This window comes from Caldibacillus sp. 210928-DFI.2.18 (genome assembly GCF_020554505.1).
GTDB lineage: Bacteria > Bacillota > Bacilli > Bacillales > Caldibacillaceae > Caldifermentibacillus > Caldifermentibacillus hisashii.
The window spans coordinates 21667-44296 of sequence record NZ_JAJCHL010000021.1; the positions used below are offsets into that span (position 1 = coordinate 21667).

19 protein-coding genes, 1 tRNA gene and 2 pseudogenes are annotated in these 22630 nt (G+C 36.5%); 10 read left to right on the plus strand and 12 right to left on the minus strand.

Annotated features, from left to right (window positions below; all coding sequences use genetic code 11):
• Nucleotides 1-22 precede the first annotated feature (22 nt).
• Together LIZ98_RS06630 and LIZ98_RS06635 are read right to left on the minus strand one after the other, a co-directional pair.
• Nucleotides 23-862 carry a C39 family peptidase gene (locus LIZ98_RS06630; RefSeq protein WP_227138812.1) on the minus strand — a complete coding sequence of 280 codons (840 nt, stop codon included), beginning with the start codon at nucleotides 860-862 and terminating at the stop codon, nucleotides 23-25.
• A gap of 108 nt (nucleotides 863-970) precedes the next feature.
• Nucleotides 971-2320, minus strand: a complete 1350-nt coding sequence (locus LIZ98_RS06635; RefSeq protein WP_227138813.1) for a TrkH family potassium uptake protein — start codon at nucleotides 2318-2320, stop codon at nucleotides 971-973.
• A 173-nt stretch (nucleotides 2321-2493) separates the two neighbouring features.
• Between LIZ98_RS06635 and LIZ98_RS06640 the strand changes: the two genes are divergently transcribed.
• Nucleotides 2494-2691 carry an alpha/beta-type small acid-soluble spore protein gene (locus tag LIZ98_RS06640; RefSeq protein WP_034769427.1) on the plus strand — a complete coding sequence of 66 codons (198 nt, stop codon included), beginning with the start codon at nucleotides 2494-2496 and terminating at the stop codon, nucleotides 2689-2691.
• Nucleotides 2692-2823: 132 nt separating this feature from the next.
• Here LIZ98_RS06640 and LIZ98_RS06645 read toward each other — a convergent pair whose 3' ends face one another.
• Together LIZ98_RS06645 and LIZ98_RS06650 are read right to left on the minus strand one after the other, a co-directional pair.
• Nucleotides 2824-3627 (minus strand): TerC family protein, encoded by an 804-nt coding sequence (locus LIZ98_RS06645; protein ID WP_227138815.1) that lies wholly within the window; start codon nucleotides 3625-3627, stop codon nucleotides 2824-2826.
• A 411-nt stretch (nucleotides 3628-4038) separates the two neighbouring features.
• The gene (locus LIZ98_RS06650; protein ID WP_108897862.1) at nucleotides 4039-5613 is read right to left on the minus strand and encodes a peptide chain release factor 3; all 1575 of its coding nucleotides are present in this window, start codon (nucleotides 5611-5613) and stop codon (nucleotides 4039-4041) included.
• A 148-nt stretch (nucleotides 5614-5761) separates the two neighbouring features.
• Here LIZ98_RS06650 and LIZ98_RS06655 point away from each other — a divergent pair, with 148 nt between their 5' ends.
• On the plus strand, nucleotides 5762-6592 hold the full coding sequence (locus LIZ98_RS06655; protein WP_227138816.1) for a thermonuclease family protein: 831 nt from the start codon (nucleotides 5762-5764) through the stop codon (nucleotides 6590-6592).
• Between the two features lie 269 nt (nucleotides 6593-6861).
• Here the strand turns inward: LIZ98_RS06655 and LIZ98_RS06660 are convergent, their stop codons facing one another.
• Nucleotides 6862-7101, minus strand: a complete 240-nt coding sequence (locus tag LIZ98_RS06660) for a YczF family membrane protein (protein ID WP_227138817.1) — start codon at nucleotides 7099-7101, stop codon at nucleotides 6862-6864.
• A 436-nt stretch (nucleotides 7102-7537) separates the two neighbouring features.
• On the opposite strand from LIZ98_RS06660, the gene LIZ98_RS06665 reads away from it, so the two are divergent.
• The 5 genes and pseudogenes from LIZ98_RS06665 to LIZ98_RS06685 all read left to right on the plus strand — a co-directional run.
• On the plus strand, nucleotides 7538-9148 hold the full coding sequence (locus LIZ98_RS06665) for a spore germination protein (protein WP_041845351.1): 1611 nt from the start codon (nucleotides 7538-7540) through the stop codon (nucleotides 9146-9148).
• An 8-nt stretch (nucleotides 9149-9156) separates the two neighbouring features.
• Nucleotides 9157-10374: a Ger(x)C family spore germination protein gene (locus tag LIZ98_RS06670; RefSeq protein ID WP_227138819.1), complete on the plus strand. Its 1218-nt coding sequence runs from the start codon at nucleotides 9157-9159 to the stop codon at nucleotides 10372-10374.
• Between the two features lie 2 nt (nucleotides 10375-10376).
• Nucleotides 10377-11501 carry a GerAB/ArcD/ProY family transporter gene (locus LIZ98_RS06675; protein ID WP_041845353.1) on the plus strand — a complete coding sequence of 375 codons (1125 nt, stop codon included), beginning with the start codon at nucleotides 10377-10379 and terminating at the stop codon, nucleotides 11499-11501.
• 310 nt (nucleotides 11502-11811) lie between these two features.
• Nucleotides 11812-11884, plus strand: a tRNA-Val gene (locus tag LIZ98_RS06680).
• Nucleotides 11885-12391: 507 nt separating this feature from the next.
• Nucleotides 12392-12766 (plus strand): annotated as a pseudogene (locus LIZ98_RS06685) (lipid II flippase family protein); the annotation flags it as partial.
• A 120-nt stretch (nucleotides 12767-12886) separates the two neighbouring features.
• Here the strand turns inward: LIZ98_RS06685 and LIZ98_RS06690 are convergent.
• The 3 genes and pseudogenes from LIZ98_RS06690 to LIZ98_RS06700 all read right to left on the minus strand — a co-directional run bounded on the left by LIZ98_RS06690 (nucleotide 12887) and on the right by LIZ98_RS06700 (nucleotide 15527).
• Nucleotides 12887-14005: an RNA-guided endonuclease TnpB family protein gene (locus LIZ98_RS06690; protein ID WP_041848656.1), complete on the minus strand. Its 1119-nt coding sequence runs from the start codon at nucleotides 14003-14005 to the stop codon at nucleotides 12887-12889.
• Between the two features lie 153 nt (nucleotides 14006-14158).
• Nucleotides 14159-15141, minus strand: a pseudogene (locus LIZ98_RS06695) (zinc-dependent alcohol dehydrogenase family protein); the annotation flags it as partial.
• Between the two features lie 167 nt (nucleotides 15142-15308).
• The gene (locus LIZ98_RS06700; protein ID WP_108897853.1) at nucleotides 15309-15527 is read right to left on the minus strand and encodes a hypothetical protein; all 219 of its coding nucleotides are present in this window, start codon (nucleotides 15525-15527) and stop codon (nucleotides 15309-15311) included.
• A 311-nt stretch (nucleotides 15528-15838) separates the two neighbouring features.
• Between LIZ98_RS06700 and LIZ98_RS06705 the strand changes: the two genes are divergently transcribed.
• The gene (locus LIZ98_RS06705; protein ID WP_041846161.1) at nucleotides 15839-16060 is read left to right on the plus strand and encodes a DUF2187 family protein; all 222 of its coding nucleotides are present in this window, start codon (nucleotides 15839-15841) and stop codon (nucleotides 16058-16060) included.
• A gap of 259 nt (nucleotides 16061-16319) precedes the next feature.
• On the opposite strand, the gene LIZ98_RS06710 is transcribed toward LIZ98_RS06705, so the two are convergent.
• Nucleotides 16320-17690: an MDR family MFS transporter gene (locus tag LIZ98_RS06710; RefSeq protein ID WP_227140226.1), complete on the minus strand. Its 1371-nt coding sequence runs from the start codon at nucleotides 17688-17690 to the stop codon at nucleotides 16320-16322.
• 515 nt (nucleotides 17691-18205) lie between these two features.
• Complete coding sequence (locus LIZ98_RS06715) at nucleotides 18206-18496, minus strand: HesB/YadR/YfhF family protein (RefSeq protein WP_034769389.1); 291 nt, start codon at nucleotides 18494-18496, stop codon at nucleotides 18206-18208.
• Nucleotides 18497-18824: 328 nt separating this feature from the next.
• On the opposite strand from LIZ98_RS06715, the gene LIZ98_RS06720 reads away from it, so the two are divergent.
• Nucleotides 18825-19385: a hypothetical protein gene (locus LIZ98_RS06720; protein WP_041848657.1), complete on the plus strand. Its 561-nt coding sequence runs from the start codon at nucleotides 18825-18827 to the stop codon at nucleotides 19383-19385.
• 160 nt (nucleotides 19386-19545) lie between these two features.
• Here LIZ98_RS06720 and LIZ98_RS06725 read toward each other — a convergent pair whose 3' ends face one another.
• Together LIZ98_RS06725 and LIZ98_RS06730 are read right to left on the minus strand one after the other, a co-directional pair.
• Entirely contained in the window at nucleotides 19546-20820 is a 1275-nt protein-coding gene (locus LIZ98_RS06725) for a C40 family peptidase (protein WP_227140224.1), read from the minus strand.
• A gap of 287 nt (nucleotides 20821-21107) precedes the next feature.
• The gene (locus tag LIZ98_RS06730; protein ID WP_227140223.1) at nucleotides 21108-21362 is read right to left on the minus strand and encodes a hypothetical protein; all 255 of its coding nucleotides are present in this window, start codon (nucleotides 21360-21362) and stop codon (nucleotides 21108-21110) included.
• Between the two features lie 261 nt (nucleotides 21363-21623).
• Between LIZ98_RS06730 and LIZ98_RS06735 the strand changes: the two genes are divergently transcribed.
• A complete protein-coding gene (locus tag LIZ98_RS06735; RefSeq protein WP_034769384.1) occupies nucleotides 21624-22238 on the plus strand; it encodes an RraA family protein in 615 nt (204 codons plus the stop codon).
• The last annotated feature ends 392 nt before the right edge of the window (nucleotides 22239-22630 follow it).

The window sequence follows — 22630 nt, forward strand, 5'->3', positions numbered from 1 at the left end:
CACATGTTCTTTTTTCAAATACTTATTCAAACGGTAATATGGTTATTGCTTGACTTCCCATTTGCACCCATGCCTCTTTGAAATCTTGGATGGGTGCTGTTTTATTTTTAATCCCTGTCAATGGATCATTAAAATAAATAAATTGATCATCATATCCTGTGACTAATACGGAATGCTCTTTACTCGTCACCTTTACCGTACCTGATGGCGTTTCCCATGTTTGAAACAGATCCTCGGAAATTTTTTGATAAGCGGTATTTATAATGACCCAAACCGGTTGTTCTGCGGATAACGGAATCTTTAATTTTTCAAAGTCGGAACCGGTCATATCGATAATTCTCCCCGGTAAATACTGTTCCGCCAACTCTCGGATCGGCTCATGAAAAACACCGAGACCCGGATTTTGTAAGTTATACATATCGCCAACAAAACCATCATGCGGATTTCCGAAATACACCTTTCCTCCTGAGACGGAATAAGGGGTCGGATCCTTTTTCACCTCATTCGCCAGCGTCATTTTATCAACATTTTCACCGGCAAATTGAAGCAACATAGCCAAACTTGTTACTTCACATCCTCTTGGAAGTTCCGGGTATTGCTTAATCAAAGGTGCATCAATAATGACTGATCCCTTTATTTTTACAATGGAAAACTCATTCAATACTTCCTCTTCTCTTTGATTTTGACTATTGTTGATTCCAATTGCATTAGCAATATACTCAAATTTTCCATCCTTGACAAAATTTATTAGAAAAAGCGAAAAGACTACGAGGAGAAGACTAAATCCCAAGAGTATTTCTTTTTTTGTCCTTAAAAAAAATTGACAAACGAACAGTAAAATTAATAATAATAGAAGTAGCATGATATCCTCCAAGCGCCTATCTATTTTCATATACTCGGTCACACGTCTAAATCCAGCCATAAATTTCATGGTCTAATGGAACCGGTATTTATCAGTCACACGATTAAATCAGCCAATAATCACCCGTTCTTTCGGATAATGGAAATTTTCTTTTTTCTCCTTCCCACCAATCATTAATAAAAATGTCAAAATACCAACGCGACCAATAAACATAAGCAACATAATGATAATTTTTCCAATGTTCGATAACTCAGCGGTAATCCCTAGCGACATACCGGAAGTTCCAAAAGCCGAACAAACTTCAAATATTAGGGTGATTACCGGAACATCCTCAGTAAAGCATAATAAGACAACTGAACCAAAGCAAACCATTACAGCAAAAATGGATACAACAAAAGCTTTTACAACATCCCCTTCATGAATTTCCCTTTTAAATATTTTTATTGCTTGATTTCCTCGGGAATAATGATAAAGAAATAAAATAATGATGGCAAACGTCGTTGTACGAATACCGCCACCAACCGAACTGGGAGAAGCACCAATAAACATTAAACAACTCAATAACATTAAAGTGGCATCCGACAAATGCGTAAGGTCAAGTGTTACAAGCCCACCGCTTCTTGTTGATACCGATTGAAAAAACGCATAAAACAATGATTCATGCCAGATTTTATCATGTAAAAAATGATTCCACTCAAACAATAAAAAGCCGAGACCCCCGAATAGAACCAAGATTAAATACATAAGTGTTGTGATTTTTGTATACAAAGTAAAATGAAAGGTCTCTTTCCTCTTTTTAACGTAATTCACAACTTCGATTAAAACCGGAAATCCAATGGCACCTAAAGTAATTAAAACCATATGGATAAATTGAACAAAATAATCGTTGGCAAAAGGAATTAATGAAGATCCGGTAATATCAAATCCAGCATTCGTTGTAGCCGTGACCGAAGAAAATAATCCATGCAAGTATGCTTCCTGCCAAGTTGGGTAATAATTCAAATAGTATGTTCCTAATATAAGTGCACCCATTAATTCAATCATAATAAAGACGACAAGCAGTTGCTTCAACAAGCGGACGAGTCCGGATAGATTCATTTGGTTCTGGTCGGTCATGATTAATCGCCGTTCCCTTAGCCCGATTTTTTTCCCTAATACCATCCAGAAAAAGGTGCCTAAAGCCATGATACCGACACCGCCAATTTGTAAAATAAAAATAAGGATAAAAAGTCCGGTGGTTGTAAACGTCTCGGCAAAATTTACCGTAGTCAATCCGGTTACACTTACAGCACTGACAGCCGTAAAAAGGGCATCCATAAACGTCCAGTGTGCATGGTTCTTAATAGCCACCGGTAAACACAATAACAGTGTGGAAATGATAACGACGATGATATAATAGCCGACAATCATTTGGGCAGGTCGTAAGTTGTTCATTAAAGTTTGAAATTTTTCCCGCATTTAAAAGTCCCTTTCAAGTAAAAACTATTGTTCATAATGGAAACTATACAGTTTAAAACAGTATGTATCACCTTATTTTATCTAATTTAAGAATGGTAGTCAAAACTTGCCATAAATGTTCCCACTTAACCGATCCATACTAAAAATAAATCGGACAAAAGGTGGTGAAAAACGTGGCTCGTTCCTCAAATAAATTATTAGTACCTGGTGTTCAACAATTTCTCGACCAGGTAAAATATGAAATTGCTGAAGAGTTTGGAGTTCAACTTGGCGCAAATACTGTATCACGTGCAAACGGATCTGTTGGCGGTGAAATAACGAAACGTCTCGTCCAGCAAGCACAATCACAACTTTCTAACAAAAATGAATAAAACTTGGAAAAAAAGAAAGGCCCATTCAATAAACGGATGGGCCTTTCAATTTGTTCATATGTTATCAGTAACTACTGTTTACCTATTCATGGTAACAAAAGCTGATTCTTTTGTTTTCAAAAAAGTACGCAATTATTCGGCTTTCGGTTGAGGTTTTTCTGTTTTACGTTTCTCCACTTCTTGTGCCACAGATCCTTTTTTCTTAGAAATGAAATAACCGCCGACAGCTATCCCAAGCAAGACAACCCAGAAGATCGTTTTCCATAGGCCTGATTCCGGAAAATGTTCGTCTATTATCGCTACACCCGGATGCGCTAATGTATGGACAGCCAATTTCACACCTACCCAACCAACGATGAGGAATGCGGCATCCTCAAGAGTCGGGTACTGATTGAGTAATTTAACAAACCATGTTGCAGCAAATCGAATAATGATGAGACCAATCAGTCCGCCCATGAACATAACCATAAATTGACCGCCATTGATCCCGCCGATAGTAAAGTCACCAACCGGCCGCAATGTTACCGCCAATGCAACGGCAGCAAGCATGGAGTCGATCGCAAAGGCAATATCTGCCAATTCTACTTTTGCGACGGTTGCCCAGAATCCGCTTTGTTTACTTCCCGCAGTTACTTTCACTTTATCGGTTTCTTTTCGCTTTTTGATAAAGTGATGAATCATAATGTAAAGCAGGTAAAGCGCACCGATGGCTTGAACTTGCCATACGTCAACGAGAAAAGAGATTAAAAACAATGTGGCAAAGCGAAAAACAAAAGCACCCAGCAAACCGTAAAACAAGGCCCGTTTCTGTTGTTTATCGGGTAAATGTTTCACCATAACAGCCATAACCACTGCATTATCTGCTGCCAAAATTCCTTCTAAGCCAATCAATACCAATAAAACCCAACCATATTCTAATAAAATTGAAATATCCATTGAATCCCCTCCATCCATATTTTGTACCTTCATCGTTTTTTTTTGTAAAAAAAGATTTGGAAACATAAAAATACCTTTGCCAACTTAAACTTATAAGTAAAAGTCAGCAAAGGTCTTGCGTAGCACTTTATATGCCAACAAAGCCGGAAGCATTTACGCTACGAAATGACGACTTTGTTTCAGGATTTCCCCTTTACGCTACTCCCCTTTACAAGAAAGAGTATATATGTTTTTCACTCTTAATTACAATGTGAATAAGGATATTTATGTTTTTATTATAAATTGATTTTTGTTAGATAGCAACAATTTTTTTCATTTAAATAAAAATTCACTATTACCATACTACGTCCAACATATTGTAAATAGTTATAAACGAAAAATAACTGCTGCTTTTTGTCGTCTACCGAACCCTTATTTTTCATCATCCATCGGGTTATATAACTTCACGTCCGGGTTCTTATCTTGGAACCAGCGAAGAGCGAAATCATTTTCAAATAAAAACACATTTCGATCATAACGATCCTTCACCAGCATACTTCGAGAACTGTTCAGTCTTTCATCAACCGTATCGCCTTCAATCCAACGAACAACTTTCGAACCAATATGTTCCATGTTCACATCGACATGGTATTCATTTTTCATTCGATGTTCGAACACTTCAAATTGTAATTGCCCTACTGCGCCAAGAATATATTCTTCATATTTTGTTTTAAATAATTGGATGGCTCCCTCTTGAACTAGTTGATGAATCCCTTTATGAAATTGCTTTTGCTTCATGACATTTTTGGCTGTAACCCGAACAAATAATTCCGGTGTAAATTGCGGTAACGGATTGAAATGAAAAATTGGTTTTCCTTCCAAAATCGTATCGCCAATTTGAAATATCCCTGTATCATACAAACCGATAATATCGCCGCTTACCGCTTCATCTACCGTACTACGGTCATCAGCCAAAAATTGCGTAGATTGGGATAATTTCAATGTTTTTCCTGTTCGTGCCAGTGTTACGGTCATACCACGTTCAAATTTTCCGGAACAAACCCGGACAAAGGCAATGCGATCGCGGTGTGCCGGATTCATATTCGCTTGAATTTTAAAAACAAATCCCGAAAAACTTTCTTTTAAAGGATCAATAGGGCCGATATCAGAAGGTCTTGCCTGCGGTTCGGGAGCAAATTTCAAATAAGTTTCTAAAAAGGTTTGTACACCAAAAGTTGTCAGCGCACTGCCGAAAAATACCGGTGTTAAAGTTCCATTTAATATTTTTTCCTCTGAAAATTCATTTCCTGCTTCATTCAGCAACTCAATTTCTTCCAATACTTGTTCGTATAAACCTGATTGTTGTAATTGATGTTCGACAGCCAATTCACCATCTTCATTTAACGGCAAAAAGCGATCATTTTCTTCAACCCGAAATTGCTCAATCCGGTTATAAAAGCGATCATAAATCCCGAGAAATTCTTTTCCCATTCCGATCGGCCAATTCATTGGATATGCATCAATTTCGAGAACTTCTTCCAGCTCAGCAATCAATTCCAGCGGCATTTTTCCGACCCTGTCTAATTTGTTAATAAAAGTAAAAATCGGAATTCCCCGCATTTTACATACTTTAAAAAGCTTAATGGTTTGCGGCTCAATCCCTTTCGCAGAATCGATAACCATAACAGCACTATCGACAGCGGTCAAGGTTCGATACGTATCTTCACTGAAATCTTCATGCCCGGGGGTATCCAAAATATTAACGCGAAAACCATGATAATCAAATTGCATAACACTGGATGTAACGGAAATTCCCCGTTGTTTTTCAATTTCCATCCAGTCACTTGTTGCATACTTACCTGTCTTCTTTCCTTTTACTGTCCCTGCCGCCCGTATGGCACCACCGAATAAAAGTAGTTTTTCCGTCAACGTTGTTTTTCCGGCGTCCGGGTGGGAAATAATAGCAAACGTCCGCCGCGATTTCACTTCATCTATAAAATTTTCCATCTGTATAATTCCTTCCTATCTAAAAACTTTTTCTTCACGTAACAAAAATTTTCATACTAAAAAAATATTACCGTTGAAAGCACAAGAATGCAATGGGGATTTTTATGTTATTATATGTTAAGGAAAGAATATGAAGGAGTTTTTTAACATGAAAAAAATTATTCTTGTCTTCCTCACCTTCTTCTTAATAGCCGGATGTGCAGAGGAGAACACCAGCCGAGACTCGACTACAAAACCTGATCAAAATTCAGATATTAGAACAACGGCAATTGAGGAAGATCAACAAAATCCGAGTCAAGAAGCTCCAGAAAGTGCTGAAAATGACTCGGTAGATAATAGCCAAGTAAATGGATTAAACGGGAAGGTAATGAATGTTGTCGATGGCGATACAATGGATATTCAATTTGAAAACGGAAAGGAAGAACGGGTTCGTCTCGTTCTTGTCGACACACCCGAAACAAAACATCCGACAAAACCGGTCCAACCATTTGGACCTGAAGCTTCAGCATTTACAAAAGAAATGCTAGCAGGAAAAAATGTACAAGTGGAACTGGATGTCCAAGAACGGGATCAGTACGGTCGAATTTTAGCCTATGTCTATATCGATGGTAAAATGTTTAATGAATTATTATTAGAAAAAGGCTTGGCAAGAGTGGCTGTATTTCCGCCAAATACTCGCTATGTTGATGAATTTTATGCGATTCAGAAAAAAGCACAAGAAGCAAAACTTGGCATCTGGTCGATTGAAGATTATGTCACTGATAATGGGTATATTGTTCAAGAGGAAACCGGGGAAAATCAATCTTCAACTAATACAAATATAGATTGTCAAAATCCAATCAAAGGAAATATTAACTCAAAAGGTGAAAAAATCTATCATGTACCCGGCGGCCAATATTATGACATAACAAAAGCCGAGGAATTGTTTTGTACGGAACAAGAAGCTGTGAACGCAGGTTACCGAAAATCACAAAGATAAAGTGAAACTTCCGGATGTGGGGATTTTCTTCATCCCCACTGATTTAGTTGAACCAATCGGGCACTTATGGGCACTTATCTTCCTCTTTATCTTTGTTTTTTTTAAGCCTTAAAAGGAAGATTAGTGCCCATTTGTGCGGGATAAAGTGAAACTTCCAGCAGTTTGGCTTTATCCCCACTACTTATTGGTTGTGGCTGTAACGAGATGAAAATAAGTCATTGTACTTGAAGCCAAAATCGAGAAGGCAACTAGTTCCCTTCCCGATTCACTTAACCGACGTCTACCCCATATTTTTTAATCTTTTTCCACAACTCTACTGCTTTTTCAAGAAAATATCGTAGAATAAACAAAATCATAATAACCATTTCGGGAATATCCATAACGCGAAAAGGATTTACAGCAGTTATGATTATTTCATGCAAATCACCCTTCGTTAAAAAAAAATCTATACCTAGCGATAAAATAATAAGTGAAATAAAAATAAATAAAACGATACCTAATTCTTTCATTTCATCACCAACCGATTAAGAATGCATTTATGATTTATCATTCCTCTCTTTTCGCAATTTATCCCACACCCGCTGGCAACAAACCACCAATATTAAAATATTTTTTGCATAATCATCCAATTTTTACAAATAATAAAGTGAAACTTCCAGCTGTGGGGGTTCTTCATCCCCACTGCTGGTTAGTTGAACCAATCGGGCACTTACGGACACTTATCCTCCTCCTTTACATCCTTGATTTATTAAGCTTAGCAGGAAGATTAGTGACCGTTTGTGCGGGATAAAGTGAAACTTCGAGAAGTGGCAAATTTCTTCATCCCCACTGATGGTTAGTTGTAGCAATTGAGCAATCATCTTCTTTGTAAACCCAGTCTATGGTGGGGCTGTTACTGGATAAACGCAATCATAAAACGTCCTGTCATCTAGGAGGTAACTTGTGATGGGTCTCGTCTCAAAATTATTTCGAAAACCGATTAAAAAGAAGAAAAAAAATCAACCGGCCACAAAAGATACAAGTGGACAAGCAAGCGATATTTCAAGCCGCTTTTTAAATAACAATTTAAGTAAAAACTTACAAACTATCCTTAATACAACCGGAAATAGTGCAGATATTATTATTAGGCAAATTGATTTAGCGGATGAACCACCTATTAAAGCTGCCTTGGTTATGGTTGACGGATTGATTGATGACAAAACCGCAAATGAATCGATTATCCATACGTTACTGAATGATTATTCGTTACAAGAAGCTGTTTCTATCGAAAAAAGCTTCGATTATCTTGAAAAAAAATTACTTCCTATTACGAATGTCACTTCCGTATATGACTGGAACGATTTATTTGGAAAATTATTATCAGGAGAAACCATTATCCTTATTGATGGTATAGAAAAAGCACTTTCAACCAGTACAAGAGGTGGAGAAAAAAGAGCAGTTACTGAGTCGCAAAATGAAGTATCCATCCGCGGCCCGAAAGAAGCATTTACGGAATCCATGCGGACAAATACTTCACTGATACGTTCACGGATTAAAAATCCCAATTTATGGATTGAGTCCTTTCAAATTGGTAAAGTAACGAAAACAGATATCAACGTAATGTATATGAAAGGCATTGCCAACGAAAAGATTGTGAAAGAGGTAAGGAAACGACTAAAACGAATTGATATCGACCAAGTACCGGATTCCGGCTTTATAGAGCAACTGATTGAGGAAAAAACTTATACAATATTTCCGACAGTCTATCATACGGAAAGACCGGATATCGTTGCAGCGAATTTAATGGAAGGGAAAATAGCGATTATCGTAAACGGTTCACCATTCGTACTGACTGTACCGGCATTGTTTATTGAATTTTTTCAAGCAGCCGATGATTATTATGCCCGCTTTGATATAAGTACAGCGATCCGCTTTTTACGTGTGTTAAATTTTTTTATATCCATTGTCGGACCCGCAACATATGTGGCAGTTACAACATATCATCAGGAAATGATTCCAACCTTACTAATTATAACTATTGCCGCTCAGCGCGAAGCGGTTCCCTTCCCAGCCTATGTTGAAGCTTTGTTAATGGAAACAACTTTTGAAATTTTACGAGAAGCAGGAGTACGATTACCAAAAGCGGTCGGTCAAGCTGTTTCCATTGTCGGCGCTCTCGTTATCGGTCAGGCGGCAATTCAGGCAGGAATTGTTTCTCCTGCGATGGTTATTGTGGTATCCATAACAGCCATCGCCAATTTTGCAACACCTTCATTTTCAATGGCAATATCAGCCCGTGTTATTCGCTTTGGATTAATGACTTTAGCAGCGGTAATGGGATTTTACGGGATTATCACGGGACTCATGATGATGACATTGCATTTATGTAGTTTACGTTCTTTTGGCGTCCCTTATATGGAACCATTAGCACCTCTTATGATTAAAAATATGGGCGATACAATCATTCGTATCCCGCTTTGGAAAATGAAATCCCGTCCAAAACTAATTAGTCAAAAAAATATTATTCGCCAAGGAGATAACCAACAACCCCGTCCACCAGAAGATAATGGATCGTAGGTGAGAGAATGACAAAACGTTTAAACTTATTTGCTTTTATATGCATAACTATATTGCTGGCCGGCTGTTGGAATCACCGTGAGTTAACAGATATCGGAATTATCACTGCAGTCGGAATTGATTACGGGCAAGATAAACGCTATAATATGACGTTCCAATTTGTCAATCCAAAAAACATAGCCGGCAACCAACAAACAAGCGGATTATCAGGTCCTGCCATTACGATTTATGAAAGCGAAGGAGATAATTTGTTAGAAGCTGCCAGAGCGGCCTCCCAGCATGTTTCCAGACAGTTATATTTTGCCCATACCGATGTGTTAATGATTGGTGAGGAAGTTGCAAGAGATGGCTTAACTGACATACTCGACATTTCCATTAGGAACCCGGATTTTCGTTCTACAGCTACTATAGTAATAGCCAAAGATTCAACAGCAGAACAAATTTTAAAAACATTGACACCACTTGATCAACAAATTCCGGCAAATACAATTGATAAGACGCTCCAATTTTCTGAAAGTCGATGGGGAGAAGATATCCATCTTACTGTTGGCGAACTTGTTCCAACCATTTATTCAAAAAGTAAGCAAGCAGTGGTTAGCGGATTTGTCCTTAAAGGAGACAAAGAAAAGGGAAAGCAAGATGCAAATATTCAATCTTCCCGACCATTAGCCCCGCTAAATGCTGATGGAATAGGCATTTTTAAAGGAGACAAATTAATCACATGGGCGGAGGGAAAAACTGCCAGAGGGATTAATTGGATACTAAACAATATTCAATCAACAGTTATGGCTGTTGACTGGAAAAATAAAAAGGATGCTTTTGGCGTAACCATTAATCTTACCAAAACTAAAGTTTTAGCAGAAGTGAAGAACAACAAACCTCATATTACCGTCCATATTGATGCGGAAGGAGGTATTACAGAAGCTGACACATTTCTAGACCTTTCAAAAGCCGAAGAACTGATTAAAGTACAAAATGCATTGAGAAAAGAAATTAAGAAAGAAATAGAAAACTCTATCCAATTTGCTCAAAAACATAAAGCCGATGTATTCGGATTTGGAGAAAAAATAAGCCACGTTGATGAGGATTATTGGAAAAAAGTTGAAGATGTCTGGAATGAGGAGATTTTCCCAAATTTAGAGGTAAAGGTAGAAGTCAATGCCTTCATAAGGAGAACGTATTTAATTTCAAAACCATTTTTATATGAGCATAAAGGGAATGACTAAACATGGAAAACGCAAAACTGAGCAGCTATCAATTTTTTGTTATGATTTTACTTTTTGAAATGGGGACGTCTCTTGTCATCTCATTGGGTAGTGATGCAAAACAAAATACATGGTTTTCCATTTTACTCGGATCATTGATCGGTATTCTTTTCTACCATGTGAATTACAAAATTTACACCTATTATCCGAATGAACTTCCTTCTTCTTATTCCAAAAAAATTGTCGGTAAATTTCTTGGAAGCATCCTCGGCTATTTTTACATTATTTATTTTACTTATATATGTGCCAGAGTCACTCGTGATTTTGGAGAACTATTAGTTGCAGTAGCCTATACGCAGACACCACTTTTTATCGTTAATGCGATTATGATTATCCTTTGTGTTTTCGCCGTAAAAAAAGGGATTGAGGTGATTGCTCGAACTGCGGAAATTAATTTTGCCCTAATGTATTTATTTGCAATCACCGGATTGATCCTAATTCTTGTTTCAGGTTTAATTGAATTGGAAAATTTAAAACCTGTTCTTAGGAATAACTGGGGGACAATATTGAGAGTGGTCATCTTAGAAACTGCATTTGTTCCATTTGGTGAAATGATTGCTTTCACATACCTTTTCCCTTATTTGAATTATTCAAAAAACGGTCGCTTTTTAGGTTCCTTTGCAATTTTACTTAGCGGTATAAATTTGAGTATAACGGCGGCAATTAACGTAGCTGTCCTTTCAGTTCCTTTATTTGAAAACACTCAATTTCCGCTTTTATCAACGATTCAATATATTAGTATTGGAAACTTTATCGAGCGTCTCGATATCTTTTTCATCTTTGCTGCCTTTATTGGAGCGTTTTTTAAGATCGTTATTTTTTTTTATGTAGCTGTTATAGCGACTACCGATCTATTTCATTTGAAAGATCATAAAAAAATTGTCTATCCATTTGGTTTAATCGTGTTGTTTTTGTCACAAACCATCGCAAGTAATTACCAAGAACATATTAATGAGGGACTTAAATTTGTTCCTCCTCACTTACACATTCCATTTCAAATAGGAATACCCGTCATTTTGCTGGTAATTGCCTTTTTGAAGAATCGTAAAAAGGAAAAGAATATGAGTAAAACCATGAAGGAAGGGTAAAGATAATATTTTTTCATTTCAAACATAATTTTCTTGGTGGTGTCCGAATAAAATGACTACTCGGACACCTGCCTCTCAAACTTTCTCCTTTTGTTGAATAGATTGTTTTCATCAAAGGTCCCTCCCCTTCTCTTCATCAAAGGCATTTTTCCAACCATATAGGAAAATGGAAAATTCATACGAATAAGACTTTCAAAACTGCCATTCTCCCCAAGATAAAAATGTTTCCACTAAAAAAAGTTAACAAAACATCCTTGACTTTTTTATTTGTTTCCATTATATTATTTAATGTGATTGACAGAAAAATTATGATTCCGTAGCTCAGCTGGGAGAGCACCACCTTGACAGGGTGGGGGTCGCTGGTTCGAACCCAGTCGGGATCACTAAAGCAAAAGGCATATTCCATTAGGGTTTATGTCTTTTTTGTTTATCTTCCTTCCCGCCTTTCTTATGCATTTTTCTAAAGTTAGGGTGAAATGCGGGTGAAAATGTCTCGGAAAACCTGAAATACCCCGTTCTACATCGGAAATAGTTGATTAGAATAACCGACAAATAAGGGTTCTTCAAAATATATTGGAATACATCCAACTTAAGAGCTTTCTTTGACAGGGTGGGGGTCGCTGGTTCGAACCGAGTCGAGATCACTACTTTAAAAGGCATATTCATAAGGGTTTATTGTTTTTTTCTTTATCTTCTTCCCTCCATTTCTATACCCTTTTTGTAAAGTTAGGGTGAAATTATTAAGATGAAAACGGATGATACACCTTTTTTTGACCTTTTGTTGTAAAATATATAAAAGTAATTGAATTCTTCATATTGGGGAAAATCATAATGAAACTTAGCAAATCATCATTTGAAAATTATTTACATTTTTAGGGTGGGACTGACCATTGGAACTTATAACCGATAAATTAATACTGATCGCATTGTTTATTTTGATAATTCATTCTATAGAAACCCTTGCATATGCTGTCAGACTTTCAGGTGCAAGAGTAAAGCTCCTAGCCTCTGGTTTATCTTTATTTAACTCGATGGTCATTATTTCCCGCATGGCAAATATGATGCAACAACCTTTAACAGGCAGTCTGATTGATACCGCACCAACAGAAAATACATTAGAATTTGTTGGAACCCAATACCGGATTATCATTGGCTCAGCAACATTTGGTACGATATTAGGTATTCTTTTACTGCCAACATTTGTTGCCATATTTTCGAGAGCTATTATTTCTTTATCAGAGGAAAGAGGTTCTATACCTGCATTAAGTGAACTACCCTCCACTTACCACCCTTGCGGGTTTCTTGAAGTGGGGGCTTCTCGGGTAATCCTGTCTCATGACCGGAAATTGACCGAGCTAACCCTCCTGTTCCGGGAGTTTGTATTTTCATGCTAATTCTAACAAGCGTAATCCTTCTTTTTTGATATTGATTGCTGAATTATAATCACGGTCTAATACTAAGCCACAAGTACATTTATATACACGTTCAGACAATGACATTTCTTTTTCGTTCCCACAACGGGAACATTTTTTTGTCGAAGGAAACCATTTATCTATTTTTACAAGCTGTTTTCCTTGTTCTTTTAGTTTGTATTCCAAGAAAGTGGTGAACATACCCCAGCCATTATCATGAACGCTTTTTCCAAAGTTGAGGGCTTGAGACATGCCTTTCATGTCTAAGTCCTCAATAATCACAGCGTCATAGTTTGCTGCTAATTCTTTTGACTTGTGATGAAGAAAGTTTCTGCGCTGATTAGCTATCTTTTCATGCAGCTTAGCTACTTTCAGACGTTGCTTTTCCCATCGTGTAGAACCTTTCTTTCTTCGAGAAAGAATTTGTTGTGCTTTTGCTAATTTGACTAAAGCTTGCCGATAGTAACGTGGGTAATTGGCTTTCTCACCCTGCTCGCTTTCGACATATAGACCATCCATAGCAAAATCTAAACCAACTACTTTCTGAATTTTTACTGGACGGATATCTTTCTCATATTCTGTCAAAATTGAAATATAGTATTTGCCTGTCTTTGTTTTAGAAATAGTACAAGATTTGATTTTATACTCAGCGGGGATTTCTCTATGTTGCTTCATTTTCAGCGGCTTTTTGAACTTTGGTAATTTGATATGACCATCTTCAATCTTAATATTTCCATTGACCATATTGGTTGTATAGGATTGCTTGTGTTTTTTACTTTTGAATTTAGGGAACTCCGCACGACCTTCAAAAAAGTTCTTATAAGCATTTTGTAAATGGATCTGTGCGTTTGCTAAAGCTAAAGAATCCACTTCTTTTAAGAATGGAAATTCATCTTTGTACTTTGCTGGTGTCGGAAACTTTTGCTTTTTAAGAGTTTCCTTATCATCTTTGAATTTTTCATACGTTTCTTTGCGTTCAGCTAACATCTTATTATAGACAAAGCGAACACAACCAAAAGTTTTTGACAATAACTCTTCCTGTTCTTTATTTGGATATAAGCGGAACTTGAAGGCTTTGTTTTGCTTGGTCATATCAAATCACCTAACTTTAATCACGAACACTAGTTCCCTTTTCATTTATTGTACCATAAGTTTTGGCTATCGCCAACCGACATTCATCTCCCACCTACTCATTGGGCTATCACCCTTCACATTCCTTGAGGATGGGAGACTTCTGTCGGAAAAAGTTAAAAATACTTTTCCTTTCGTTATTTTAGAAGATTCAACAACATCAATCGCTTTTTTACTTTCAACAGATCATACTTTGAATCTACCCATTTCAATGATAACTTTTTATCAGCGACGAGGCCTATTAGGTGATAAAAAGATTCCTGCCATTTCTCAACCGAGACGTTTTGATTCCAATTCCGCAAATGAAAAATATTCGCATTCACTTTTGCTTTATTTACAATATCCGCCCAGTTTACTTGTTTCCCTGATAAAAGACCAATAGTAATAAAGTTCCCATTTGGGCGAACACTAAATGCCAATTCGTCTCCGGATGAACCTCCCACGGAATCAATCGCAGCATCCGCACCCATTCCATTTGTTAATTCCATAACGGTTTCATAGAGTGGAAAAGCAGAAGTGTCTATAACATATGACGCGCCAAAATGAAGCAAGTCTTCTGTATATTTTTTATTTCGAGTGACTGCAATTATTTGAAAGCCTAAAAGTTTTGATAATTGTACAAAAATATGACCAATTGAAGATCCACAAGCATTTACGAGTAAAACATCATTGGGCCTCAATTTCAAAACTTCCGTACAAATCACCCATGCTGTAATTGGATTAATATACAATTGTGCTGCCGTGAAATCATCAATGGAATCCGGTACGGGTACTGCAAACTCTGCTGTTGTCTTAACAAGCTCTTGCCAAGTCCCTTCCCCACGTAAAGGCAAAACACGTTTTCCAATAAGACTTTTAGAAACAAAAGGACCTACTTCTTCTACAATACCAACACCTTCATAACCGGGAATATTCGGTAAAGAAATCCGATGTGAATATGCCCCTCTAATTGGTATTAGATCAGAAGGATTGATAGGGCGAGCCAACATTCGAACAAGTACTTCTTTTTCTCTAGGTGGTTCAATCTTTTTAGACTCAACTCTTAACACATCTTTTGGATGACCAAATTGATAAAATTTAATACAGTTTCCATTCAAAACTATTAAGTCTCTTTTTCTAATCCAATTTTATTAAAAAAGCTACAACTTAATTGTACCGTTAACATAATTGGACAGCCACTGGATATAGCAGATTGAGTTCTCGAAACATTCCCTGTTCTTCCCAACATGCTTGTGCGTCTGGATCTTAAGTCCTTAATTTCCAACTAATTTGCCCGTTTTCGACTTCTTAATGGAACAATTGATAGCACGTTTTTTATTTTAAAAGTACGAATTTGTCTTTTTGTATAGCAATAAGCTTGGAAATGTTCTTCTCCAATTCTTCTAACTGTAATAATTCTATGTGTTATGATATTTTTTTCGGAAAGGTAAATCATTTCAAGTCTTTCTCCGCTTTTTGCAGCATTCAAAAGTAAAGTTTTCAACCTATCACCCCACAACGAACCTTTGTTCTTATTATATACCAAACATTAGTTCTAATTCAATACCTAATTTACTTTTTCTTAAATTTTTATTTTGAGTTGAAATAGTAGTTCCACGTTCTATACTCATCTCCGCCTTGACATCCTTACCACCGGCAGAACCATTGAAATACTTACACCCTATTTCATGTTATCATGGAAAATTTTCATGTTAGTGCTTTTTTAATCCAATGAACTTATCATGAACTATCCAATGTTTGGTCATATTAATAAATAGCCACTAGCCTTAGAATCTGCAAAAGTGAGGGAATAAAATGGAAAAAGAAACGGTAACAAAGGGGAATCTTGAAGGAAAACGGAAAAAGGCAAAGGAAGGAGACATGGTTGAAGTTAAGAGAGGACGTTATAAAGGAAAAAAAGGAGAAGTTCTGATTGTTAAAGAGAACTCTGTCATTATCCAGCTTGGAATAAATCCAAAAACAGGCGAGCCAGTTAAAACGGTTGTCAATCATAAAAACTATAAACGGGTGAAATAATTAATTCTACCTGCCCCATCCGGTATGAATGGGGCAGTGTTTTTTAGCTGGCCCGAAAACAGGAGTTCCTGACTTGCCGTAAAAAGTTAAATTACTCCTTCCCCGAACGCCATTTTTTGCAATCTCTTCAAACAAATTTCATTTATTCGCCTTTATGTCCCGGATGTTAAAATCAATCTCTTCAAGCATGTTTATGTTTAACTCCTTCACTCGTCTATAAATGTAAAAAAGTCTCCAATCGTTTTAAGCATGTCGGTGATTAATGTGTTGTTTGTTTTAGTTTTCTACCAATTAACATCATTGCAAATAAGAATGTCAATATTGCGAGTATAACTAAAAAGAAAAAGACATGATGTAAACTTTCCGCTAATTGACTACCATGTAATTCTTCACCTAACCATAAACCGGATACGGCAATTCCAATCGTTTGACCAAGATTCCGCATTAAATTAATGGTACCCATCGCTGCACCACGAAAATTCCACTCTACTGCTGATTGAACGACAACTGTATAAAGCGTACTGGACAGGCCGAAACCAATGCCTAAAATTCCTGTTGTCACCATCATCCAAGGAATTATTGTATTTGCTTGAAAGAATACAAGACCGATACAAGCAAAAATAATCATGGTGCTCCCAATAATCGCTATAGAAGCTACCGTTATTTTTTCAAAAAGTTTGCCGGTTATCATCGCACCAATCATCCATGTGATGGACATTGGCAACATAGCGATTCCGGATAAAGTGGCGTTTAACCCGCTTACCCCTTGCACCCATAAAGGAATATAAAAGGTGACCGTTACTAAAATAAAGCCAATAAAAAATGAGGCAATATTGGAAACTGTGATAAATCTGTTTTTAAATAAAGAAAGTGGCAGCATCGGTTCTTTTCCTTTTGCCTCAATAAAAAGAAATAGACACATGAAAACGAGCGAAATGAGCAACCAAAAAAATAAATTCGTTGTCATTTGTTTTTCTACTTTTACGATGTTAAGGGCCAACAAAAAAGCCGTCATACTGATTGTAAAAGTAATAATTCCAGCATAATCAATTATTTGTTTTTTCTTTGATAATTGTTCATGGAGCGCTTGTTGTAAAAGAATTAAAGAAATGATTCCAAACGGTAAGTTCATGAAGAAAATCCAATGCCAAGAAATTGCATCCACGATAAAACCGCCGACAATTGGACCAATGACCCCTGAAATGCCCCATACACTACTGATCCATCCTTGAATTTTTGCCCGTTGTTCAAATGAAAAAACATCCCCAATAATCGTCATTGGAATAGTGGCCAGCGCACCTGCACCAATTCCTTGGATCAACCTAAAAATAACAAGTTGTTCCATAGTTTGTGACAGACCGGATGAAGTAGATCCAAGTAAAAAAATGACAACGCCAATTTGAAACATAATTTTCCGACCATATAGATCGGCTAATTTTCCAAAAATAGGTGTACTGATGACCGTGGCCAATAAATAAACAGAGATGACCCAAGTATATAAGCTGCTCCCGCCTAAATCCTCAACAATTTTCGGCATAGCAGTACTAACAATTGTCCCTTCAATGGCTGTTAAGAAAGTAGCAATAGTTAAGGACGTGACAATAATATTCTGTTTGGTTACCCCTTGCATAATGAATTCTCCTTTTATTTCCACATTACGTTAGATTATACGATAGAATTGGCGTTTATGTTTAACTATGGGCTAGATTCATTAGTTTTATCATACTATGACTATTTACATAATAGAAGTAAGTACATAATTATTTTCAGGTGTATAAGGAAAACTTGGGCGTCCGATCCTTTAGGTGAGGGCAAATTCGTAGTCAGCAAAAAAAATTTTTTCGCTTGCGAGGTAATGCTACCGAAGCTTCTCTAGTCACCGAAAAAATATAAAATTTTTTCGGCTGCGATGTATTCCCGCGAAGCTTTCCTTGTGCACTTATGCGTTAGGAAAGTAGAAATTGAAAAATTTTTACTTTCCTATTAGCTAAAAAAACCACCTGTGTGAAAGGTGGATTGGTCAGATATACTAACCTTTGGAGGAATGCTTTCATTAGGAAAAGCTGGAGAAATGAAAATCCAGAGGAATACGATTGGATTTATAGATTTTCTTATGTTGCGCCGGTTTGATCTAATCCATATATTTTACACTGCTTGTCGAAATTCCGGCTCTCCTAATTTTTCGTTAAATTCAATAACTAAATCTTTATCATCAAAATACCAAATATCCTCATCCTCAATAAAGAAAATAACACCGTCCTTTTCCAGTTGAATATTGGAACGTTCAGGTATATCTTTATCCATTCCCAGTGAAAAGCCGCTAATAAAAGAATTAAAACCGCCGTAACGAATATAAAAACGTACAAAATCTCCCTGATTTAAGGATAACTCTTCTTTGTACCAATTGAAAACTTTTTCAGACATTGTAATTTGCATGATCATCACCTCATCATAAAATTGGGCTGTAATTCTAGAAAACACTAATTGTGAAATATTTCACAAACATTTCTTGCTCTTAGTATATCAGTAAAAGTTTTTCGCGGCAATCTTGATTTTTGGATAATTTGTGAATTTAATTAATAAGTGTTATGTAATTTTTACCTAATTAAATGCTTGGTAAGTCCCCTTTATTTTTAGGTTAACCGATACAAATTTACGTTAATATATGATATAATAATAATAGAAATGGAAGCGCTTCCCCCCTACAAGTTCACATTTTTAGGGAAATAATTTTTTATAAATTGCATATAAGGAGGTGAGAACCATGATGTGGATTACTACTATTATAACTATGTTAATCATTTTTGTTAGCATACTATTGTACGATCAAAAGAAAAGTCGACATGGACCGTCAACCAGCCAACCCAATTCTTCCACGCATAAACATTATCAAACGAATAATAAGGAAAATTTTACGTTTATGACTTGTCCACGTTGTAAGAAGTATAGTTACGTTAATAAAAACAACTTAATTAAGATTTGTAATCATTGCGGTTGGAATCTTACCGAGCCATATATAAATACGACCTTCAAATTATTAAAACCCTCGAATAATGCTGATGATCCAATCACTAATTTAAAAATAAATGAGCAGCTCTATATTATCGATGAAATAATAGAAGATAGCGAAAAAAGTTTTAATGGCATTGCTGTCTATAATCGTAATGGAAATATCGTTGGCTGGTTACCGGAACAAATTGTTGAGGAATTAAGACCAAAAATCGCCTTGAGTAAACGGATTTTGGCTAAAGTGAAATCGATTTATTCAGGTAGCGGAGAAATTGAAATTTTAGTAACAAATGACTTAATGAAAATGTGGGGATAACATCATAAAACACTCCAGTTAAGTTTAGCCTCCACCTCATTTTCCTTCAAACACGGATGTGACTAACTACCCTCATTTAAATTCCCGCTACAGCGAAAGACCTCATTTTAAAAAGAAATGAGGTCTCTTTACTGATTTTATTATTTTGAAAGGAAAGATATTAATAAAATCTCTTAAAACTGTCAAAGTGGCGTTTCCAATAAGGATTGTCTAGACTAGCAATTTCCACGCCGTCGGAACCTGCATTAATAAATTGATTGTTCCCCAAATATATGCCCAAGTGAGAAATGCCGGCTTTATATGTATTTTTAAAGAATACAAGATCGCCAACTTCCGGATTGTTTACATAATACGAACGATCAAAATATCCTTCACTCGAATAACGCTTAATATCTTTACCGGCTTGTTTATAAACATAATAAATAAAGCCACTGCAATCAAAACCGCTTGGCGTAGTGCCACCCCATACATAAGGGATACCGAGTAAACTTTTTGCTACGCTGACTAGCGTATTAACATTATAACTGCCATTGGTATTAGTAGATGTATTACTTCCGGAATTATTGGAAACACCAGATCCCGCTGAACCTTGAATGGTTAATTTTTGACCTACATAAATCACATCAGAGCTCAAATTATTCCAGCTCTTTAAATTAGCGACACTAACGCCAAATTTACTTGCAATTTTCCATAAAGAGTCCCCTGCTTGAACGGTATAATCCGAAGAAGCCGAGCCATTTTGATTCGAATTAGAAGTTGAATTTGAACTTGTATCCGTTGATGTTTGAGCATTTTTGACAGTTAAAGTATTACCCGGGAAAATTAAGGTGGTCGTTAAATTATTCCATGCCATTAAATCTTGGACGGAAACTTTATATTTAAAAGCAATGCCGCTTAAGGTATCGCCGCTTTTAATCGTATAAGTGATTGTGGAGCCACCTTGTGTACCTGAATTTTGATTGGATGGCGGTGCGGAATTCTGATTCTGATCACTGGAACTTGACGAATGTCCCTGACCGCTCACGACAAGTACATTCCCAGGATAAATTAATGAAGAAGTTAAATTGTTCCATGCCATTAAGTCTTTTAACGAAATGTTATGTTGTAAAGCAATTTTACTCAAGGTGTCGCCACTCTTGACCGTGTATGTACTTGCTGCTGTTGAAACCGGTTGATTCGTAGAACTTGATGGAGTAGTTTGACTAGTTTCGCTACTCCCTGTTTCCAAAACTTGGTTTGGATAGATGACATCAGATGTTAATTGATTCAAACTTTTCAACTGAGTCACACTAACATTATACTTTTGTGCAATTGCCCATAAAGAATCCCCGCGTTGGACTTTATAAGTTGCTGCTTCTGTTTCATTAGCACCAAGTAGAGCAGAGGCAATTGCTGCACTTGCTGTTACTGACATGATTACTTTTTTATTACTCAATGGATACCCCCCTTTTTCTTTATATCGGCCATTTCTCATTAGTCTTTAGATCCTATTATCATTATACATATAATTGTAGAAATTTGGTAGATTTGTAGGACTTTGTTAATGTTTTGTAATATAAATGTGCTGATAAGTAAATGATATTTTCGATAAAAGCAAAATGATTGGTTAAGTATGATGCTTTTTTTTCAATAAAAAAGGGCCGCCAACATGCATGTATATGCCTTTTTGGACAAGCCCACTCTGCCATTTCCGTCGTTCATTTATATATCCGAGTTTTGAAATTACCAATACGGATAAAATGGATACCCACCGTATCCAAAGGGATAAGGGGAACCAAAAGTAAATGGTGCTACCAGTGTACTACCCAGAAGGCCACCTAAAACACCGCCAAGAAACGGACCGCCAAAGCCATATCCGAAAGGTCTGCCATACCAAAACGGTCTACCCGACCAAAATGGTCTGCCGTAACCAAATGGTCTGCCGTAAATTCTTTCTTCTCCCCCATTTATATAAGGGGAATTTATTTCATTATGCATATACGCATCCTCCTCTTATTTTATAGGCCATTCATTATTAAAATAATGAATCAACCTAAGCTATTCAATTACAAGGTATGCAAAGGTTTTTTTTATGGCTAGGTATGTACCTAAAAGGCAAAAATTTTTTGGATACATCATATTCAAAACCATTTCTTTTGCTTATCTTCTTTTATAATTTTTTTCTATTTTAATTTTCATTATTTTTCATGTAAATTTATAATAGTAATATAGGATTAAATAATTAGGAGGTTACCAAAATTGGAAAAATGGATGAAACAATTTTATGATCTACCGACCACCTGTATTTCTGATGCATTAAATGGCATGAATAATTTGGATCCATCCATTAAACCATTGCAAGATTCATATAAAGTTGCTGGCCGGGCATTTACTGTAAAGATTCCGGCCGGGGACAACACAATGGTTTTGAAAGCAATCAAGGAAGCTTCACCCGGAGATGTCCTCGTTGTAGATGCAAAAGGGGAATCTTATCGGGCAGTTGCCGGAGATTTTGTTGTGAGTTTGGCGCAAAAACTTGGCATTGCCGGTATTATCGTTGACGGTGTTATTCGGGATTTAATCGGTGTCCGTTCCCTTAACTTTCCCGTGTTTTCTAAAGGGACAACTGTAGCGGCAAGTTTTAAGAATGGCGCTGGGGAAATAAATGTTCCGATTTCCTGTGGCGGCGTATCCATTACCCCCGGTGACATTATTGTCGGTGATGCAGATGGTGTCGTTGTAATCCCTCAAGCAGATGCCGAGAAAGTTTTAGAAAAAGCTTTAGCCAAGTTAAAGAAGGATGAACAACGAGAAGCCTCGGCATTGCAAGATGAAGCTTCTGCAAGAAAATATTTAGAAGATCTTTTTAGTTAACCCGGAAAATAGCGGACGATACATTTGTTGTCCGCTTTTTCAGCTAGTTCTTATGATCAAGTTCTCTCTCCTTTTTATAGACAGCTATATGTACCCCGTTTTTAACAACTCCTACCGCAAAAGCAGAGAATTTTCATATTCGAAAAACCTGCAAAATTTCATATTTCTAATATTGTTGACTTTAAACGCATATTCCGCACGTAAATTTTTTGTATTTTTGATTTTTTTAAAGGAATTTTCCTCTTCTTTGTAGAATTGAATGATTATCTAAACTATGGAGAAAACGAGGGAATATTCATGTCAGATCAAATTTTAACTTTACATGTGGGTCCGTCTCAGCTTTTATCCAAACTGTGTGATGAAATAGAACTCGAAAAGACCATTAATGATTT

What these genes read in the sequence shown, in the direction of transcription:
- LIZ98_RS06715 (WP_034769389.1), bottom strand. Translation starts at nt 18,496, where the DNA reads ATGCAAATTACAATGTCTGAAAAAGTTTTCAATTGGTACAAAGAAGAG.
- LIZ98_RS06645 (WP_227138815.1), bottom strand. Translation starts at nt 3,627, where the DNA reads ATGGATATTTCAATTTTATTAGAATATGGTTGGGTTTTATTGGTATTG.
- LIZ98_RS06665 (WP_041845351.1), top strand. Translation starts at nt 7,538, where the DNA reads ATGGGTCTCGTCTCAAAATTATTTCGAAAACCGATTAAAAAGAAGAAA.
- LIZ98_RS06730 (WP_227140223.1), bottom strand. Translation starts at nt 21,362, where the DNA reads ATGCATAATGAAATAAATTCCCCTTATATAAATGGGGGAGAAGAAAGA.
- LIZ98_RS06705 (WP_041846161.1), top strand. Translation starts at nt 15,839, where the DNA reads ATGGAAAAAGAAACGGTAACAAAGGGGAATCTTGAAGGAAAACGGAAA.
- LIZ98_RS06630 (WP_227138812.1), bottom strand. Translation starts at nt 862, where the DNA reads ATGCTACTTCTATTATTATTAATTTTACTGTTCGTTTGTCAATTTTTT.
- LIZ98_RS06690 (WP_041848656.1), bottom strand. Translation starts at nt 14,005, where the DNA reads ATGACCAAGCAAAACAAAGCCTTCAAGTTCCGCTTATATCCAAATAAA.
- LIZ98_RS06710 (WP_227140226.1), bottom strand. Translation starts at nt 17,690, where the DNA reads ATGCAAGGGGTAACCAAACAGAATATTATTGTCACGTCCTTAACTATT.
- LIZ98_RS06655 (WP_227138816.1), top strand. Translation starts at nt 5,762, where the DNA reads ATGAAAAAAATTATTCTTGTCTTCCTCACCTTCTTCTTAATAGCCGGA.
- LIZ98_RS06720 (WP_041848657.1), top strand. Translation starts at nt 18,825, where the DNA reads ATGATGTGGATTACTACTATTATAACTATGTTAATCATTTTTGTTAGC.
- LIZ98_RS06650 (WP_108897862.1), bottom strand. Translation starts at nt 5,613, where the DNA reads ATGGAAAATTTTATAGATGAAGTGAAATCGCGGCGGACGTTTGCTATT.
- LIZ98_RS06660 (WP_227138817.1), bottom strand. Translation starts at nt 7,101, where the DNA reads ATGAAAGAATTAGGTATCGTTTTATTTATTTTTATTTCACTTATTATT.
- LIZ98_RS06670 (WP_227138819.1), top strand. Translation starts at nt 9,157, where the DNA reads ATGACAAAACGTTTAAACTTATTTGCTTTTATATGCATAACTATATTG.
- LIZ98_RS06675 (WP_041845353.1), top strand. Translation starts at nt 10,377, where the DNA reads ATGGAAAACGCAAAACTGAGCAGCTATCAATTTTTTGTTATGATTTTA.
- LIZ98_RS06635 (WP_227138813.1), bottom strand. Translation starts at nt 2,320, where the DNA reads ATGCGGGAAAAATTTCAAACTTTAATGAACAACTTACGACCTGCCCAA.